This is a genomic window from Cupriavidus necator N-1 (assembly GCF_000219215.1).
Classification (GTDB): Bacteria; Pseudomonadota; Gammaproteobacteria; order Burkholderiales; family Burkholderiaceae; genus Cupriavidus; species Cupriavidus necator.
Window position 1 is genome coordinate 1548876 of the sequence record NC_015726.1, and the last position, 14230, is coordinate 1563105.

Annotated in this window: 12 protein-coding genes and 1 pseudogene; 3 read left to right on the plus strand and 10 right to left on the minus strand. The window is 67.1% G+C overall.

Going from position 1 to position 14230, the window contains the following annotated elements:
* Positions 1-57: 57 nt before the first annotated feature.
* Positions 58-714: an arylesterase gene (locus CNE_RS07425; RefSeq protein WP_013956505.1), complete on the minus strand. Its 657-nt coding sequence runs from the start codon at positions 712-714 to the stop codon at positions 58-60.
* Here CNE_RS07425 and CNE_RS07430 point away from each other — a divergent pair.
* Positions 713-1411, plus strand: a complete 699-nt coding sequence (locus CNE_RS07430; protein ID WP_013956504.1) for an ABC transporter ATP-binding protein — start codon at positions 713-715, stop codon at positions 1409-1411. The genes CNE_RS07425 and CNE_RS07430 overlap by 2 nt on opposite strands.
* Here CNE_RS07430 and pgi read toward each other — a convergent pair.
* The 5 genes and pseudogenes from pgi to tnpA all read right to left on the minus strand — a co-directional run.
* Complete coding sequence (pgi, locus tag CNE_RS07435) at positions 1408-3051, minus strand: glucose-6-phosphate isomerase (protein WP_013956506.1); 1644 nt, start codon at positions 3049-3051, stop codon at positions 1408-1410. The genes CNE_RS07430 and pgi overlap by 4 nt on opposite strands.
* A 137-nt stretch (positions 3052-3188) precedes the next feature.
* Positions 3189-4151 (minus strand): DMT family transporter, encoded by a 963-nt coding sequence (locus CNE_RS07440; protein ID WP_013956507.1) that lies wholly within the window; start codon positions 4149-4151, stop codon positions 3189-3191.
* Positions 4148-5734, minus strand: coding sequence for a bifunctional ADP-dependent NAD(P)H-hydrate dehydratase/NAD(P)H-hydrate epimerase (locus tag CNE_RS07445; protein WP_013956508.1), 1587 nt, complete (start codon positions 5732-5734; stop codon positions 4148-4150). Before CNE_RS07445 ends, CNE_RS07440 begins: the two co-directional genes overlap by 4 nt.
* Positions 5735-5740: 6 nt before the next feature.
* Complete coding sequence (locus tag CNE_RS07450; RefSeq protein ID WP_013956509.1) at positions 5741-7039, minus strand: D-amino acid dehydrogenase; 1299 nt, start codon at positions 7037-7039, stop codon at positions 5741-5743.
* 147 nt (positions 7040-7186) lie between these two features.
* Positions 7187-7486 (minus strand): annotated as a pseudogene (tnpA, locus tag CNE_RS07455) (IS200/IS605 family transposase); the annotation flags it as partial.
* A 114-nt stretch (positions 7487-7600) separates the two neighbouring features.
* Here tnpA and CNE_RS07460 point away from each other — a divergent pair.
* Positions 7601-8701 (plus strand): RNA-guided endonuclease InsQ/TnpB family protein, encoded by a 1101-nt coding sequence (locus CNE_RS07460; RefSeq protein WP_404997190.1) that lies wholly within the window; start codon positions 7601-7603, stop codon positions 8699-8701.
* On the opposite strand, the gene CNE_RS07465 is transcribed toward CNE_RS07460, so the two are convergent.
* From CNE_RS07465 to CNE_RS07480, 4 genes are all read right to left on the minus strand, one after another.
* Positions 8702-10129 carry a TRAP transporter large permease gene (locus CNE_RS07465; protein ID WP_013956512.1) on the minus strand — a complete coding sequence of 476 codons (1428 nt, stop codon included), beginning with the start codon at positions 10127-10129 and terminating at the stop codon, positions 8702-8704.
* On the minus strand, positions 10129-10680 hold the full coding sequence (locus tag CNE_RS07470) for a TRAP transporter small permease subunit (protein WP_013956513.1): 552 nt from the start codon (positions 10678-10680) through the stop codon (positions 10129-10131). Before CNE_RS07470 ends, CNE_RS07465 begins: the two co-directional genes overlap by 1 nt.
* Positions 10681-10772: 92 nt before the next feature.
* Positions 10773-11738, minus strand: coding sequence for a TRAP transporter substrate-binding protein (locus CNE_RS07475; protein ID WP_013956514.1), 966 nt, complete (start codon positions 11736-11738; stop codon positions 10773-10775).
* Positions 11739-11861: 123 nt separating this feature from the next.
* Positions 11862-13226 carry an amidase gene (locus CNE_RS07480; RefSeq protein ID WP_013956515.1) on the minus strand — a complete coding sequence of 455 codons (1365 nt, stop codon included), beginning with the start codon at positions 13224-13226 and terminating at the stop codon, positions 11862-11864.
* A gap of 258 nt (positions 13227-13484) precedes the next feature.
* Between CNE_RS07480 and CNE_RS07485 the strand changes: the two genes are divergently transcribed.
* A complete protein-coding gene (locus CNE_RS07485; protein WP_013956516.1) occupies positions 13485-14090 on the plus strand; it encodes a winged helix DNA-binding protein in 606 nt (201 codons plus the stop codon).
* Positions 14091-14230: the final 140 nt, after the last annotated feature.

Here is a 14230-nt window from a genome sequence, read left to right on the forward strand (position 1 = left end):
CAGCCTCGCTGCCAGCAAGGACCCCTGCCAGGCGGCAGGGGTTTTTTTTCTTTGTTCTTACTTCGCGCCGCTGCGCCTGAGCATCGGCTTGAGTTGCGGCCACACCGTATCGAGCAGGGCTGGCTGTGCCGCGGCGGTCGGGTGGATGCGGTCGGGCTGGAACCAGTCCTGCCGCGTGATGACCTTGTCGAGGAAGAACGGCACCAGCCGCACCTTGTATTCGCTAGCCAGCTTCGGATACAGCGAGACGAACTTCTCGGTGTAGTCCTGCCCGTAGTTGGGCGGGATGCGCATGCCGATCAGCAGCACGCCCGCGCCGGCCGTCTGTGCCGTGGTGACGATGTTGCGCAGGTTGGCCTCGGTGGTCTGCAGCGGCAATCCGCGCAGCGCATCGTTGGCGCCAAGCTCCACCACCACGATGGCCGGGCGGTGCCGCGACAGCAGCTCCGGCAGCCGCGTCTTGCCGCCGATGGTGGTCTCGCCGCTGATGCTGGCATTGACAACGCTATAATCGAAGCGCTCCTGCCGCAGGCGCTCCTGCAGCAGCGTGACCCAGCCCGCGCCGCGCGTGATGCCGTACTCGGCGGAGAGGCTGTCGCCAAGCACCAGCAGTGCCGGCGCCGCGGCCTGGGCTGAGGCCCCGGCCGATAACGTCAGTGCCGTGCCGGTTGCCAGCAGCAGCCGGCGCCATTTGCCTCGGATCCCAATATCCATGTCTTCTTCCATTCTCGCTGTCGAGTCCCTCGGAAAGACCGTTGCCGACACGACCGGTTCGCTGACGATTTTGCACGACGTGACCTTTTCCGTCACGCCGGGCGAAACGCTCGCCATCGTGGGGGCGTCCGGCTCGGGCAAGTCGACGCTGCTCGGGCTGCTGGCGGGGCTGGACCTGCCCAGTACGGGCACGGTACGGCTGCACGACCAGGACCTGTTCGCGCTGGACGAGGACCAGCGCGCCGCGGTGCGGGGCCGCCATGTCGGCTTTGTGTTCCAGTCGTTCCAGCTGGTCGGCCACCTGACTGCGCTGGAGAACGTGATGCTGCCGCTGGAGCTGCGCGGCGAAACGTCGCAGGTGCGCGAGCGCGCCCTGGACATGCTGCAGCGTGTGGGCCTGGGCGCGCGGCTGGGGCACTATCCGCGCACGCTGTCGGGCGGCGAGCAGCAACGCGTGGCGCTGGCGCGCGCGTTCGTGGCGCGCCCGGACATCCTGTTTGCCGACGAGCCCACCGGCAGCCTCGATACCGCCACAGGCGAAGCCGTGATCGGGCTGATGTTCGAGCTTAACCGCGATGCCGGCTCCACGCTGGTGCTGGTCACGCATGACCGCTCGGTGGCGGCGCGCTGTGGCCGCATCCTGACCATCGACGCCGGCCGCGTGGCCAGCGATGAATGGATGGGCGCGGAGGTCTAGCTGGCGGCGCCCGCCTTCAGCACCGCGCGGGCGCGCTCGATCAGCGACGTGGTGGAGGCATCGTGCTGGCCAACGGTATTCCCGGTCAGCTCGGCTTCGATCGGACGGGCCAGGATCTTGCCCAGCTCAACGCCCCACTGGTCGAAGGAATTGATCTTCCAGACCACGCCCTGCACGAAGGTGCGGTGCTCATACAGCGCAATCAGCGCACCCAGCACGTGCGGCGTCAGGTTTTCCATCAGCAGCGTGTTGCTGGGGCGGTTGCCCTCGAACACCATATGGGCGATGCGGACTTCGTCCTTCACGCCGGCGGCACGGAGTTCATCGGCGGTACGCCCGCGCATCAGCGCCTCGGCCTGCGCGAAGCAGTTGGCCAGCAGCTTGGCGTGATGCCCTGCCAGCCGGCGCGGCGGCACCAGCGGCGCGACAAAGTCCACCGGCACCACCTGCGAGCCCTGGTGGATCTGCTGGAAATAGGCATGTTGCCCGTTGGTGCCGGCCGTGCCCCACACCACCGGCGAGGTATGCGTGCGCACGCGCTGCCCGTCGAGCTGCACTGACTTGCCGTTGCTCTCCATCTCCAGTTGCTGCAGGAAGGCGGGAAACAGCTCCAGCGAGGTGGAGTAGGGTGCCATGCAGCTGGTCGGCAAATGCCAGAAATTGCGGTACCAGATGCCCAGCATGCCCAGGATCACCGGCATGTTGCGCTCCAGCGGCGCGGTGCGGAAGTGCTCGTCCATGGCGCGCGCGCCGGCCAGCAGGTCGGCGAAGGCATTGAAGCCTACCGCCAGCGTGATTGACAGGCCGACCGACGACCACAGCGAGAAGCGTCCGCCGATCCAGTCCCAGAACTCGAACATATTGGCCGGGTCGATGCCGAACTCGCGCACCGCTTCGGTATTGGTCGAGACTGCGACGAAATGCTTGGCAAGGTCATGCTCGGCCACGCCGTTGGCGACAAACCAGGCGCGCGCGCTGCGCGCGTTGGCCATGGTTTCCAGCGTGGTGAAGGTCTTGGAGCAGACGATCACCAGCGTGCGTTGCGGGTCGAGCCGCACCAGCGTCTCGGCCAGGTCGGTGCCGTCGACATTGGAGACGAAGTGCATGCGCGGCGCGGCATTGCCATCGGCATCGGCCAAGTGCGACAGCGCGCGGCATACCATGCGCGGCCCCAGGTCGGAGCCGCCGATGCCGATATTGATGACATCGGTGATGCGCTCGCCGGTGGCACCCTTCCAGGCGCCGCTGCGCACACGCTCCGAGAAATCGCGCATGCGTACCAGCACCCGCTGGATCGCCGGCATGACCTGCTCGCCGTCGACCTTGTAGCCGGCGCCGGCGGTCGCGCGTAGCGCTACGTGCAGGGCCGCGCGGTCTTCCGTCGTATTGATATGCTCGCCCGCAAACATCGCGTCGCGGCGTCTGGTCACGCCGGCCTCGGCTGCCAGCTGCACCAGCAGGCGCATGGTTTCGGGCGTGATCCGGTTCTTCGAGTAGTCGAGATAAAGCCCGGCGGCTTCCAGCGAGAATTGCGCGACGCGTTGCGCGCCTTCGCCGTCGAACCACTCGCGCATCTGAGCGTCGCGAAGGGTTTCATGGTGCCGCAGCAGGGCGTTCCAGGCGTGAAGGTCGGTGGGCATGCGGGACTAGGAAGTTTGCAGGGGCGCGAGTGCGCGCGGCGGCGCAGACTCGCAAAGTATATCGCCTGCGCCGCGGCACTTTTACCCCTCAGCGTAAGCAACTGTTAACACTTGCAACATAGCAGCATGTGTGCGCGCTAAGTATCAGACATTGTCTGACGTCGCCGGCCAGCGAGCCGGCCCGCGACAGCGCGCAGCACCGGTTCGCCGCCCGCCACGCACAAGCCACCCAGGCAGATAATGCCGATGCCAGCTGCGGTGGTCCAGTCGGGCAGTTGGTCGAAGGCCAGGTAGCCGATCACGGTGGCGGACAAGATCTGCAGGTACAGGAAGGGGCTCAGGAACGAGGCATCCGCGTACTGGAAGGCCCGGATGACGAAATAGTGGCCCAGGGACCCGGTGATCCCTGCAGAGAGCAACAGCGCACATTGCATCGGCGTGGGCCACGCGCTGAACCAGAAGAAGGGCACGATCAGCGTGGTCAGGCAGGCGCCGGTGACACCGCTCTGGATCAGTGTGGTCATGGGCGCGTCATGCGCGGCAATGCGGCGCGTCAGCATCTGCATCAGCGCGAACACCAGTGCCGACACCAGGCCCAGGCCGACGCCGAGCGGACTGAGCTGGCCACCCGGGCGCACCACCACCAGCATGCCGGCAAAGCCGACCACCACACCGGTCCAGCGCATCCAGCGGGCATGGCGCCCGGGGCGCTCGCCCAGCAGCCACGGCGACAGCGCCACCACGAACAGGGGCGCGCAGAAATTCAGTGCCGTGGCCTGCGCCAGCGGCATCAGCATCAGCACGCTGAAGAACACCAGCGTCGAGACCAGCATTAGCCCGCCCCGCAGCCACTGCAGCCCAAGCTTTGCCGGCCGCCACTGGCACCGCCAGCCGGCGGGACCGAGCAGCAGGAAGATCGCGACCACATGGCCGACATAGCGCACCCATGCCACGGCCACCAGCGGCAGTCCTTGCTGCGTCAGGGTCTTGCTGGTGGCATCGAGCAGGCTGAGGATCCATTGCCCGATGACCAGCAGCGCGATGCCGGTAAGCAGGTGGCGGCGGTCGGCGGGATCGCGCAGCAGCGCGCCGCGCGTCATGCGCGGGTCCCGGCCAGCAACTGGTTGAAGACGGTGCGCGCCGGCGCGTACAGTTCGCTTGCGGTGACGCCGGCCAGCCCGGTGCCCTGGGCGACGAGGGCATCGGCTGCACGGCCGTGGATCCACACCGCCGCCTGGGCTGCGGCCAGAGGCGCCATGCCCTGTGCCAGCAGGGCGCCCAGCATGCCAGCCAGCACGTCCCCGGTGCCGGCACTGGCAAGCGCCGCATTGCCGGTCGGGTTGAGCGTGCATGGGCTGCCGCCAGGTGCCGCGATCACGGTGCCCGATCCCTTCAGCACCACTACGGCCAGCCATTGCGCAGCCAGTGCCGCGGCGGCAGCGGGCCGGTCGCGCTGCACGTCGGCGACGGGCACGCCCATCAGCCGGGCGGCTTCGAGCGGGTGCGGTGTCATCACGCAAGCCGCGCCGCTGGCGGCCAGTGCCCCGGCCAGCGCCGGATCGGCGGCCAGCAGGTTCAAGGCATCGGCATCCAGCACAAGCGGCACGGGCGCGGCTTGCAGCAGCCGCGCAAACTGCTTGTGTGCGTTGGCATCCGTGCCCATGCCCGGACCGATCACCAGCGCCGACATCGCAGCGAGGGCCAGTGCGTCCACGGCATGCAGCATCAGCTCGGGATGCAGCGGATCGAACAGCGGTGCGGGCTGCGCCAGGAAGCCGATATGCACCTTGCCCGCGCCGAGGAACTGCGCGGCCCTGGCGCCCAGCAGCGGCGCGCCGGTCATGCCGAGGTTGCCGCCGATGACCGCCAGCGAGCCATGCGTGCCCTTGTTGCTGGCGTGGCGGCGGCGCGGCAGCGCGGTACTGAACAGTGCCGGGCCGTTTACCAGGCAATGGGGCGCTTCGTCCGGCGGATAGCCGAGCCCGATCGGCGCGATGTCGACCTCGCCGGCGCAGTCGCGCCCGTCCAGTGTCAGCAGCCCGGGCTTGGCGGCGATAAAGGTCAGCGTGCGCTGCGCGCGCACGGCCGGCGTGCCCGCGCCGGTGTCGGCGAACAGTCCGCTGGGGATGTCCAGCGCAAACACCGGCAGCGCGCTGCGGTTGATTTGTCCGATCCACCACGCCATGGTGCCGTCGGCGGGGCGGTTCAGGCCGATGCCGAGCAGGCCGTCGACGATCGCAGCGGTGCCGGCGGGCCAGTCCGCGTCAGGCGAGGCAGCCATGCCCGCGACCACGTTGACCGGGACGCCGGCGGCGTGCGCTTGCTGCCATGCTGTCGCGGCGTCGGCGGGCAGGTGCTGCGGGTCCGCCGTCAGCCATACCTGCACGGCACGGCCGGCGCTGTGCAATTGCGTGGCGGCCACCAGCGCATCGCCGCCATTGTTGCCGGGACCCGCCAGGAACAGCAGCGGGCCGGCGGGTGCGTGGCAGGCCAGCCAGCGCGCGCCCGCGGCGCCGGCGCGCGACATCAGCGTAAAGGCGGGCAGTTGCGTGAAGGCGGCGTTCTCGATGCGGCGGATGGCGGCGACGTCGTACAGCGGAACCGGTGCGGATGCGGCGGCATCGAGTGCAAACCAGCCGTCGCCGCTTGCGGGCGAGGTGGCGGAAGAGGCAGAGGGTGTCATGTCTGGTTATCTGGCGGGCCCCAAGCCGTAGCGGTCGGGCAGCAGGCCCTCCATGTCGATGTCTGGGCCGCCATGGGGGCCGGCGCTGGCGGCGATCTGGTCAGCCGTAATCTTGCCCGATCCGCAGCTCATCGCCCAGCCCGTCGAGCCATGGCCGAGGTTGAGGAACAGGCCGGGTACAGCCGTAGGGCCGATCAGCGGCGGCCCGTCCGGCAGCATCGGCCGCGCGCCCACCCATTGCGTGGCTTCCTGGTAGTTGCCGGCCACCGGGAACCAGTCGCGCGCGACCTTGATCAGCGTATTCAGTGCGGCCGGCCGCAAATCGAGCGTGCGTGAGCCCAGCTCGGCCGTGCCCGCCACGCGCAGGCGGTTGCCCATGCGCGTGATCGCGACCTTGTAGGACTCATCCATCAGCGCGCCCAGCGGCGCCTGCAGTTCGTCGCGGACCATCACCGTCACCGAGTAGCCCTTGACCGGATACAGCGGCACGCGCAGGCCCAGCGGGCGCAGCAGCGCGGTGCTGTCGGCGCCGGCCGCGACCAGCACGCGGTCGGCGTTCAGCACCTGGCCAGGGCGCTGCTTGTCAGCGTGCGACAGCTCGACCTGCAGCTTGCCTGCGTTGTCTGGCCTGACGCGCGCCACCTGGGTGTCGAAGCGAAACGATACGCCTGCGGCCTCGGCATGCCGGTGCAGCGCGCGCACGAACATCGGGCAGTTGCCGGATTCGTCTTCCGGCAGGTGCAGCCCGCCAGCCAGCGGCGTGTCGGCCGCCAAGCCCGGTTCGATGCGGCGGCATTCCTGCGCGCTGACCAGCCGGTGCGGCACGTTGTTCTCGCGCAGCAGGGCCACGGCGGGCGCGGCCAGGTCGAGGTCGCGCGCGGTGCGGAACAGCTGCAGATAGCCTTGCGACTGCTCGTAGTCGATCTCCAGCTCGCTGCGCAGCCGGTGCAGGCACGCGCGGCTGTAGAACGCCAGCCGCTGCATGCGCAGCTTGTTGGCGCGGTAGCGCTCCAGCCGGCATTCGCGCAGCCAGCGCGCGATCCAGCGCCACATGGCGGGGTCGGCGGAAGGGCGGAACAGGACCGGCGCCTCGCGCGCAAAGAGCGTGCGCAGGATCTTGCCGGGCATGCCCGGCGCGGCCCATGGCGTGACGTAGCCGGGCGCGATCACGCCGGCATTGCCGAAGCTGGCTTCCTGCGCCGGCGCGGCGCGGCGTTCGAGCACGGTCACGTCGAAACCGGCCTGCCGCAGGTACCAGGCGGAACTGACGCCGATCGCGCCGGCGCCGATGACGATCACATGCATCGGACTGGAAACCTCCACATTGCCGCGCCGGCGGGAAAGGGTGGGGCCGGGCGGGGCCGGCCAATGCTATTTGACCAGGTGCGCGGCAAGCCTCGGCCTTTAGGCCGGGGAAGGATAGCGCGGACGCCGTCGGCGTCCTTTCGGCGGCTAATGCGGCGTCTGTTGTTGTTCAATGTATTGGCGGATAATCTCGATGGGCGCACCGCCGCAGCTCCCTGCGAAGTAAGACGGCGACCACAGCGCACCGCCCCATAGCTTCTTGCTGATGCTCGGGTAGTTCTTCTTTCGGATCATACGGCTGGATACCCCTTTCAAGCTGTTTACCAGTGCGGACACCGCGACCTTTGGCGGGTAGTTCACAAGAAGGTGAACGTGATCGTCCTCCCCATCGAACTCCACCAGTTCAGCTTCGAAATCTGCGCAAACGCCGGTAAATATGTCGCGCAGGTCCTCTGCCGAATGTCATTGTCGTCGCTCATAGGCCAAGAGTATGATTGGGCCATGTAGCGTCTTCAAGCCTTCAAATACGAATTGATGCCGAACGGCGAGCAGCAGCGCAACATGCGCCGTTATGCCGGATCGTGCCGGTTCGTCTATAACAAGGCGCTGGCGTTGCAGAAACAGCGTTACGATCAAGGCGAAAAGAAGCTCAGCTATGCCGGTCTGTGTAAGCAACTCACGGAGTGGCGCAACAGCACGGAAACAGCATGGCTGGCCGATGCACCAGTCCATCCTCTTCAACAGACGCTCAAGGACTTGGAGCGGGCCTACACAAATTTCTTCGCAAAACGGGCCGACTTCCCGCGTTTCAAGAAGAAGGGTCTGGGCGACAGTTTCCGCTATCCCGACCAGAAGCAAATCAAGCTTGATCAGACCAACTCGCGTATCTTTTTGCCCAAGCTGGGCTGGCTGCGATACAGGAACAGCCGCGACGTACTCGGTGAGGTACGCAATGCCTGCGTCAGCCTGTCGGGCGGCAAGTGGTTTGTTTCGATCCAGACTGAGCGGAAGGTCGAACGACCTGTGCCGAAAGCCACCAGCGCCATCGGCATCGACATGGGCATCGCTCGCTTTGCCACCATGAGCGATGGCACTTTCCTCGCGCCGCTCAACAGCTTTAGGAAGCACGAAGCCAGGCTGCGCTGTGCGCAGCGGGCGATGAGCCGCAAGACGAAATTCAGCAACAACTGGAAGAAGTCCAAGGCCCGAATCCAGCGTATCCACGCACGCATCGGTAACGCCCGCCTCGACTACCTGCACAAAGCCACGACCACGATCAGCGAAAATCAAGCGATGGTGTGTATCGAGGACCTGAAGGTACGGAACATGTCCAAGTCAGCGGCCGGTTCAAGCGGGCAACCGGGCAAGAACGTCAGGGCCAAGTCCGGCCTGAACAAGGCCATCCTCGATCAGGGTTGGTACGAGTTCGGGCGTCAACTGGAATACAAGCTAGCGTGGAATGGCGGCTGGCTAATAGCTGTGCCGCCACAACACACCAGTCGCACGTGCCCTTGCTGCGGGCATGTATCTGCCGAGAACCGGCAGAGCCAGGCGAGCTTCGCCTGTGTGGCATGCGGCTATGCGAATCACGCCGACGTGGTCGGCGCGATCAACATTTTGGCGCGGGGGCACCGCGTTGCAGCCTGTGGAGAGTCGGCGTAGTCAAGCCGCTCTACGAAGCAGGAACCCACCGAAGTGACTACGTAGAGCATCACGTAGCGCCGTAGGAATCCTCGTCCTTTCCGCCGTAAGGCGGCAGCCGAAGGCTGAGGACGGAGAGGATGTCAATTCCTGCTGCATGACAATGTCCGGCAGCCAGGTCACCACGACGGGCCAGATCGTGATGATGGCGATGGCCACCACCATCATCATGAAGAAGGGCAGCGAGACCCGCGCTATGTAGTTGCTGTCCTTGCCGGTCATGCTCTGCAGCACGAACAGGTTGAAGCCCACCGGCGGCGTCACTTCGGCGATCTCCACCAGTAGCACGATGAAGATGCCGAACCAGACCAGGTCGAAGCCGGCCGCCTGCACCATCGGCAGCACGGTCGCCGTGGTCAGCGCGATCATCGAGATGCCGTCCAGCGCCGTGCCCAGCACGATGTAGATCACCGTCAGCACGGCGATCAGCGCCCATGGCGACAGGTGCATCGCCGCCACCCATTCCGCCAGCGCGCGCGGGATGCCGGTAAAGCTCATGGTCACCGACAGGAACGAGGTGGCACCCAGCACGAACATGATCATCGCGGTCAGCCGCGTGGCCGACATCAGGCTGTCCCAGAACGCCGCGCGCGTAAGCGAGCCGCCCGCCCATGCCAGTCCCAGTGACGCCACCACGCCGTAGGCCGCGGCTTCTGTCGCGGTGGCATAGCCGGTGACCATGACCCAGGTGATAAAGGCGATCAGCACCATGCACGGCAGCAGCTGGCGGATCGATGCCAGCCGCGCGCGCCAGTTGAAGTGCTCCGACGCCGGGGTCTTGTCGGGGTTGGCCAGCGCCCAGGCCACGATATAGCCTGAGAACAGCAGCATCAGCAGCAGCCCCGGTATGAAGCCCGCCAGGAACACGCGGATGATCGACACGTCCGCCGACACCGCATACACCACCATGGTGATCGATGGCGGGATCAGGATGCCGAGCGTGCCCGCGCACGACAGCGAGCCGAGCGTGGTGCGCTCGTCGTAGCCGCGCCGCGTGAGTTCCGGCAGCGCCGACTTGGCGATGGTGGCGCAGGTGGCCGCCGACGACCCCGACACCGAGCCAAAGATGCCGCAGCCCAGGATGTTGACGTGCATCAGCCGTCCCGGCAGCCAGTTCAGCCAGGGCGAGAGCCCGTTGAACATCTGCTCGGACAGCTTGGTGCGGAACAGGATCTCGCCCATCCAGACAAAGAGGGGCAGCGATGCCAGCGTGTATGAGGCGCTCGACGACCACCATGCGTTGGCCAGGCTGACCAGCGCCTCGCGGTCCGAGAACACCACCAGCCCGACCCATGAGGTGACCGCAATGGCCACGGGGATCCACGCGCCGATCGCCAGGAAGACGATCATCACCAGCAGCAGGATCAGTGCAACGACGACTGTGCTCATCAGACCGTCTCCCCGAAATCGCCGGAGGCGAGCTTTTCTTCCTGGGCTACCTGGTAGCGCGGCTTCTGTCCGCGCACCACGCGCAGCCATTCATCGCCGACCGCCAGCAGGAAGCCGATGCAGCCGAGCACCGCGAAGCTCTGCGGCATCCACAGCGGAATCACGATCTGTCCCTGCGAGACATCGCCGATGTCCCAGCTCTGCCACGCAAAGGTGCCGAGCGCCCACGCCGCATATGCGGCAAACGCCAGGCAGATGGTCAGCGAGACCAGCTCCAGCACCCAGCGCCGGCGCGGGCCCACGGCCCTCAGCAGCATCTCGACGCGCACGATGCCGCCATGCTGGAAGGTCTGGCCAAGGATCAGGAAGGCGGACGCCGCGCACAGCCAGGCGACGATGTCATCGCCACCCTTGAAGATCACCGAGGTCTCCCGCGACAGCGACATCAGGATCATGATCACGCAGACGGCGAGGATGCACAGCGCGCCGAGCATGGCAAAGAGGTCAAGCAGGCGGTCGAGCCAGCGCTTGGAGGAGGGGGCAGTTGGCATGATGGACGGCGTCAGGGAGGGAGGGGGGCTCCCCGCCATGCCAGCCTGCGCGGCAAGGGCGGGGAGTTCATGGAGGCGGGCAGGCCCGCAGCCTACTTGCGGTAGGCGTCCAGGATGGCCTTGCCGTCCTCGCCCGCGCCCTTGGCCCAGTCATCCACCATGGTCTGGCCCACCTTCTGCATGTCGGACTTGAGCTGCGGCGAAGGCGGCTGCACCGTCATGCCGTTGCGCGACAAGGTCGCCAGGTACTCCTTGGTCTTCTGCTCCGACACCTGCCAGCCGCGCTTCTCGGCATCGGCCACGGCCTTGAGCAGGGCGTCCTGGGTCGGCTTGTCCAGCGCCGCGAACGCCTTCTTGCTGACCACCAGCATGTTCTTGGGCAGCCAGGCGTCCACCGTGTAGAAGTACTTCACGCTCTCCCACACCTTGGTGTCGACGCCGGTGGCGCCCGACGACATGAAGGAGTTGACCGTGCCCGTGGCCAGCGCCTGAGCCAGGTCGGCAGCCTGGATGGTCACCGGCTGGGCGCTGACCAGCTCGGCGATGCGCGAGGTGGCCGGGTTGTACGCGCGCCATTTCAGGCCCTTCATGTCCCCGGCCGAATTGATCGGCTTATTCGCATAGATGCCCTGCGGCGGCCACGCCACCGCGTACAGCAGCTTCATGCCCTGCTTGTCGAGCACCTTCTCGGTGGCCGGGCGCGAGGCCTGCCACAGCTTGTAGGCATCCCCATAGCTGGTGGCGAGGAATGGCACGGCATCGACGCCGAACACCGGGTTCTCGTTGGCCAGCAAGGACATCAGGATTTCGCCCATCTGCACCTGGCCGGTCTGCACGCCGCGCTTGATCTCGTTGGCCTTGAGCAGCGAGCCATTGGGATGCAGCACGATCTTGAGCTTGCCGCCGGTGGCCTTGTCCACGTCGTTGGCCATCTGCTGCAGGTTCTCGGTGTGCAGGTTGCTGACCGGATAACCGGTCGGCAGGTCCCACTTGGTATCCGCCTGTGCCGCCACGGCGGCCATCATCAGGCCGGCCGCAACGATTGCCTTGACTCGCATCTCGATCTCTCCTGGTGTGCGCGCGGGGGCGCGGTTGTACTGCTGGTTGCGTACTACCTGGTGCCGATCGTGCCCGCATTGGGGGGGGCACGTCGGCGCAAGATCAACGGCGCGGCGGCAGGCTCAGTCGTCGCGCTGTGAAGGTTGCACGATGCATTCCAACGCAAGGGCCGTGCCCAGCAGGTCGGCATCGCGCATCGGGCCGTGCGACAGCATCAGGCCCACGGGCAACTCGTCCGGCGCGTGGCAGGGCATCGAGATCGAGCAGCCGTCAAGGAAATTGAAGGCCGAGGTATTGCGCAGCAGCAGGGCATTGACGCGGAAGAATTGCGCATCATCGGTGCGCAGCGGCGCAATCTCGGGCGCGACCATCGGCACGGTCGGGCAGACCACGGCGTCGAAGCGGGCCAGGCGCGCTTGCATGCGGGCGATCCAGTCCAGCCGGGCGCGGCCCAGGTCGATATAGTCGGCGGCGCTGATATTGGCGCCGCGGTCGATGCGCGAGGCCACGCGCGGGTCGTACAGCTCGCGCCGTCCGGCCAGCAGGTGGCGGTGGATGGCAAAGGCTTCGGCCGAGCTGAAGCCGCCCTGGGCGTTCAGGCCCGCCAGCTCGCCAAGCTCGGGTAGGTCGACGTGCTCAAGCTGCACGCCGGCGGCCGACAGCCGGCCCAATGCCCGGTCGAAGGCACGGGCCACTACCGGGTCGAGGTCGTCCAGCAGGACCTGGCGCGGGATCGCCAGCCGCGTGGCGGCGGGGTTGGTCACGCGCGGGATCACTGCGCTGTCGGCGATCACGCTGTCCATGGCAATGCAGTCGCTGACCGTGCGCGCCATCGCGCAGGCGGTATCCAGCGTGTACGACAGCGGAAAGGCTCCAGTCAGTGGCACGCGCCGCGTGGTGGGCTTGAAGCCGGTGATGCCGCACAGCGCGGCGGGGATGCGGATGGAACCGCCGGTGTCGCTGCCAAGCGCCGCGACCGCCAGCCCCAGCGCCACCGAAACGGCCGCACCCGACGACGAGCCGCCCGGGATGCGTGCCACGCCATCCGTGCCGGCCGGGTTGACCGGCGTGCCGTAGTGGGGATTGATGCCCACGCCCGAGAACGCGAACTCCGTCATGTTGGTGCGCCCGACCAGGGCTGCCCCTGCCGCGCGCAGGCGGGCGACCACGGTGGCGTCCGCCGTGGCCGGCGCGGCATCCTTGCGCACCAGCGAGGCCGCGCTGGTGACTTCGCCGGCCACGTCGTACAGGTCCTTGACCGAAACCGGCAGCCCTGCCAGCGGATGCAGCGCCTTGCCGGCGCGGCCGGCGGCATCGGCTGCGCGCGCGACCTGGGCCGCAGCCTCGAAGGTGCTGTGCAGGAACACGGCCTCGGCAGCCGGCGTGGCGGCAAGCGCGGCCGCTTGCTCGATGATCTGCGCACGGCTGGTGGCGCCGTCGCGCAGGCGGGTGTTCAGGGTGTCGAGGTCGGGAAGCATGGATGGCATGGGGTCTGCGAACGGGGTGCGAGGGCGGGGCAGGCACCGCCATGGTGGCTGCCGCCTGCCAGCATGGGGAAGGGCGCGGTGCACATGCGCAGGGCCAGTCGTGGCCGGCGTCCTCCCTCATGCTTTACCTGTATTTATTAGGTGTTCATGCTCATAATTCGCCAATAAACTGTCAAGCTAAAATTGCCGGAGCGCGCCCCGGGCTTCTACCTAGCACAGCCAGCGCCAGCGCCACCCCCATCGAAAGGAGTCTCCCGCATGCCACGCAAACCAGCCGAGAGCGGGCACACCGCCGCCGCCGTGGCCGATGTCCCTGGCGTTGCCGGTAAGGCAAGGCCGGCCACCGCGCTGTCACGCGCGGCCGGGGCCAATATCGTGTCGTCGTCGCACCTGGTGTCGGTACGGAGCCCCGAGCTGTCCGAGTTCGAGTTCGGCCTGAATACCGCCTACAACGCCTACAGCCGCTGGGTGGTGCGCTGCATGGGCGCGGCCGGCGTGCGCGACCTGACCTTCCTGGACGTGCTGGTGCTGCATCACGTGAACCATCGCGGACGGCCCAAGCGGCTGGCCGATATCTGCTTCGTGCTGAACGTGGAAGACACGCACCTGGTGACCTACGCATTGAAGAAGCTGCAGGGACTGGGGCTGGTGAGCGGGGAGCGGGTCGGCAAGGAGGCCACTTATTCGACCACCCCGGCCGGCACCGAGGCCTGCGCGCGCTACCGCGAGATCCGCGAGCAATGCCTGACCAGCAACTTCACCGAGGGCAGCGAAGAGAATGCCGAGATCGGCGAGCTCGCCCGGCTGATGCGGGTGCTGACCGGCCTGTACGAGCAGGCCGCGCGCTCGGCGACGTCACTCTGAGCCGTCCATTTGGTAAAAGTGATGCATAAGCATTATCAGGATGGGCCGTAACACGGCCCCGCCGTGATGTCGCAGTGCAAAATCCGGGTGCCGGCAAGGTACAATAGCGGTTTCCCGCCAGTCGGCACCCCATGCAGCGG

What these genes read in the sequence shown, in the direction of transcription:
- CNE_RS07450 (WP_013956509.1), bottom strand. Translation starts at nt 7,039, where the DNA reads ATGCATGTGATCGTCATCGGCGCCGGCGCGATCGGCGTCAGTTCCGCC.
- CNE_RS07425 (WP_013956505.1), bottom strand. Translation starts at nt 714, where the DNA reads ATGGATATTGGGATCCGAGGCAAATGGCGCCGGCTGCTGCTGGCAACC.
- CNE_RS07465 (WP_013956512.1), bottom strand. Translation starts at nt 10,129, where the DNA reads ATGAGCACAGTCGTCGTTGCACTGATCCTGCTGCTGGTGATGATCGTC.
- CNE_RS07485 (WP_013956516.1), top strand. Translation starts at nt 13,485, where the DNA reads ATGCCACGCAAACCAGCCGAGAGCGGGCACACCGCCGCCGCCGTGGCC.
- CNE_RS07460 (WP_404997190.1), top strand. Translation starts at nt 7,601, where the DNA reads ATGCGCCGTTATGCCGGATCGTGCCGGTTCGTCTATAACAAGGCGCTG.
- CNE_RS07475 (WP_013956514.1), bottom strand. Translation starts at nt 11,738, where the DNA reads ATGCGAGTCAAGGCAATCGTTGCGGCCGGCCTGATGATGGCCGCCGTG.
- CNE_RS07440 (WP_013956507.1), bottom strand. Translation starts at nt 4,151, where the DNA reads ATGACGCGCGGCGCGCTGCTGCGCGATCCCGCCGACCGCCGCCACCTG.
- CNE_RS07430 (WP_013956504.1), top strand. Translation starts at nt 713, where the DNA reads ATGTCTTCTTCCATTCTCGCTGTCGAGTCCCTCGGAAAGACCGTTGCC.
- pgi (WP_013956506.1), bottom strand. Translation starts at nt 3,051, where the DNA reads ATGCCCACCGACCTTCACGCCTGGAACGCCCTGCTGCGGCACCATGAA.
- CNE_RS07445 (WP_013956508.1), bottom strand. Translation starts at nt 5,734, where the DNA reads ATGACACCCTCTGCCTCTTCCGCCACCTCGCCCGCAAGCGGCGACGGC.
- CNE_RS07480 (WP_013956515.1), bottom strand. Translation starts at nt 13,226, where the DNA reads ATGCCATCCATGCTTCCCGACCTCGACACCCTGAACACCCGCCTGCGC.
- CNE_RS07470 (WP_013956513.1), bottom strand. Translation starts at nt 10,680, where the DNA reads ATGCCAACTGCCCCCTCCTCCAAGCGCTGGCTCGACCGCCTGCTTGAC.